The sequence below is a fragment of the Pseudoalteromonas sp. TAE79 genome (assembly GCF_000498015.1).
Taxonomy (GTDB): Bacteria; Pseudomonadota; Gammaproteobacteria; order Enterobacterales; family Alteromonadaceae; genus Pseudoalteromonas.
Window position 1 is genome coordinate 1 of record NZ_AUTL01000144.1, and the last position, 2,607, is coordinate 2,607.

The window sequence follows — 2,607 nt, forward strand, 5'->3', positions numbered from 1 at the left end:
CTGTCTCTTGATCACATCTCCTGTTGTTGCGCTTGCATGAATCGAGCGCCTTCTAGCAGTTTGCTCAGTGAAAACCAACCTTTCCATAAAGCTTCCCAACCAACAACACCTGTTTGCTTGCTGTTGTGCCACCCGCCTAATTTGGCAAGTGCATAATAAGCCCAATGTAATGAAGGTGTTGTGTTAGGTGCTTTTTTAGTTTCAGTCTTTGACCACAACAGTTTCCATTCAAGAAGATTGAAAAAATTGTCGCAACTAATTGATTTTGCATTATCTTTATCGACAACAAGCTCGCGTAACTGGAGAAGTCTCACCGCAATAAATGCTGTTATTACAATGATCTTTTCTAGATTATTTCGCGTTTGCATGCGAAACGACTCAACTTGAGTGCCCGCTGACTTCCACGCTTTATGGAACTCTTCAACTCGCCATCTTAGTTCATAAAATCTAACTATCTTTAGTGCATCAGAAGCACTATTTATCGGTTCGCCTGTATACAATTTCCACGACAAAGGACTTGTTCCACTTGGTGGATCAATCTCGTTGCAACTTATTACTGTTAAATTCATACCACCAAGTTTCTTGTGTTTTTTAGGCGGATAAATAGTAATGCAAGCATAACGTACAGCTACTTTCGCAATACGTGCTTTTCGGCCTCCTTTTTGCTGTATCTTAACCGAATATGAAGCTTCACTAGATTGATTTTCAATGTAGGGACTTAGTTTATCGCCGTCTGCATTAACGACCCGCTCATGCTTGGCCCTCACTACAAATCGTTGATTATTTATTGTTTTATAATCAATATACTCAAACATATCAGATTCTCGATCACAAACGCTTATGATATTGTCCATGACATCTGCAAATCGGGTACTCATTTCTTCCGACGAGCGTTGCCATTTATAACTTTCTTTCGTTTCGTACTTGCGGCGTTTTCTGTCGTTAGCGGTACCAAAGTTTTCATCTTTTCTGCACCAACGATGTTGTGCACCCAAGCCAATAGTACGCTCTGTTTCTGCATCGACCATAAGGACGGTGTGCGCCAACATCCCTTTAGAAGAGCTTTGTTTATATGCGCCAGTATGTCCGAGCTCTTTAGTCACATTGTGTCGGTAACACAATGTTGATGTATCTTCTAGCGCAAGGATTGTGTTTGACAGCGTTATTGTAGGTAACAGCGAATTCAAACCGGCGGTAGCGATGTTATCTGCGTCAACTTTATCATTGCGAATAAAGCGATATGCGCCTTCAATAGAGGCTTGTGAGCCAGATGCTTTCACAATAGAACTTCCTGTGTTGCTTGCCATTTGATGACTTATTTTTACCAGGCGTTTAGTGCGTCGTTCATCACCTAATTCAGCATGTTTAAACAAATGATTAGCCCATTTTTCAGTATCTTTTATCAGCATAATAATTAAACTCGATCGGTTTTTTCGTTATAACTGATCTGATCGACTGATATAAATAAAGTTCAATTGGAGCCTAATTTATTTGTGTATAAGAGTCAGGCCTTAGGAGGGGGGCGCTCCGTTAGCAAAAACCGACCCGCAAGCATGGCAACCCGTGGGCCCGAGTGCACTGCCCTATATGCCTGAGGCACCACACCTACCCATAGCGATGACGCTCACTGACATTCAACGAACCCAGCAGAATTTTGCGGACGCCACCCGACGGGCTTACGAAGCGGGTTTTGAATGGCTAGAGCTTCATTTTGCTCACGGCTTCCTGGGGCAGAGCTTTCTTTCCCAGCACTCCAACCGCAGAACCGACCACTACGGTGGGTCGCTGGAAAACCGTGCCCGCTTTTTGATGGAGACCGTCACAGCGGTTCGCAATGTCTGGCCTGATGACTTGCCCTTGACCGTACGACTTGGAGTTACGGAATTCGATAACGGTACAGAACACTCGTTTAGCGAAGCCCTACAAGTGTTGCGCTGGCTCAAAAGCTTGGGTGTGGACTTGGTTGATGTTGGCCTTGCGCTTTCTACACCAACTGAACAGGTGCCGTGGGGGCCCAGCTTCATGGTGCCTTATGCCGAGCGGGTTCGTGCCGAAACCGGGTTGGCGGTAGGCACGAGTTGGATGATTACCAGTGCCAAAGATGCCGATGCGTTTATCCGTGACGAACAGGTCGATGTGCTGTTCTTCGCCCGAACATTGCTTGCCAATCCGCACTGGCCGTTCCAAGCGGCCAGAGACCTGGGAATTGAACAGGCTGAGACAGTTTTACCTACGCCCTACGCTTTTTGGCTACAAAACTGGCACGGCTGAGCGGCACCAGTCTAGGAGTGTTCGCCTTGGGTCCCCCCAAGGGAATTCAGAAACTAATTAGGAAAACGAGGAGTGATGATGAATACCCAACCAAAAACTAGCCGAGTAGCGGTGATTACTGGCGCATCGTCAGGAATCGGTGAAGCAACGGCCNNNGTGTTCAGCGTGAGCTTGGCGGGGCTGACATCCTTATTAACAATGCGGGGGTCATGCTTACCGCCCCGTTTAGCAAGGAGCAGCATGCAGAGCACCGCCAAATGGTGGAGGTGAATCTTCTTGGTGCAATGACAGTCACCGACGTGTTTCTTGACCAGCTACGCGCTAACGGAGGCGGTG

Annotated in this window: 1 protein-coding gene and 1 pseudogene; one reads left to right on the forward strand and one right to left on the reverse strand. The window is 46.7% G+C overall.

The window, feature by feature from the left end:
- Positions 1-11 precede the first annotated feature (11 nt).
- Complete coding sequence (locus L655_RS0110350; RefSeq protein ID WP_029751746.1) at positions 12-1,409, reverse strand: IS4 family transposase; 1,398 nt, start codon at positions 1,407-1,409, stop codon at positions 12-14.
- Between the two features lie 142 nt (positions 1,410-1,551).
- On the opposite strand from L655_RS0110350, the pseudogene L655_RS01000000125440 reads away from it, so the two are divergent.
- A pseudogene (locus L655_RS01000000125440) lies at positions 1,552-2,271 on the forward strand (NADH:flavin oxidoreductase/NADH oxidase); the annotation flags it as partial.
- Positions 2,272-2,607 lie beyond the last annotated feature (336 nt).

What these genes read in the sequence shown, in the direction of transcription:
- L655_RS0110350 (WP_029751746.1), bottom strand. Translation starts at nt 1,409, where the DNA reads ATGCTGATAAAAGATACTGAAAAATGGGCTAATCATTTGTTTAAACAT.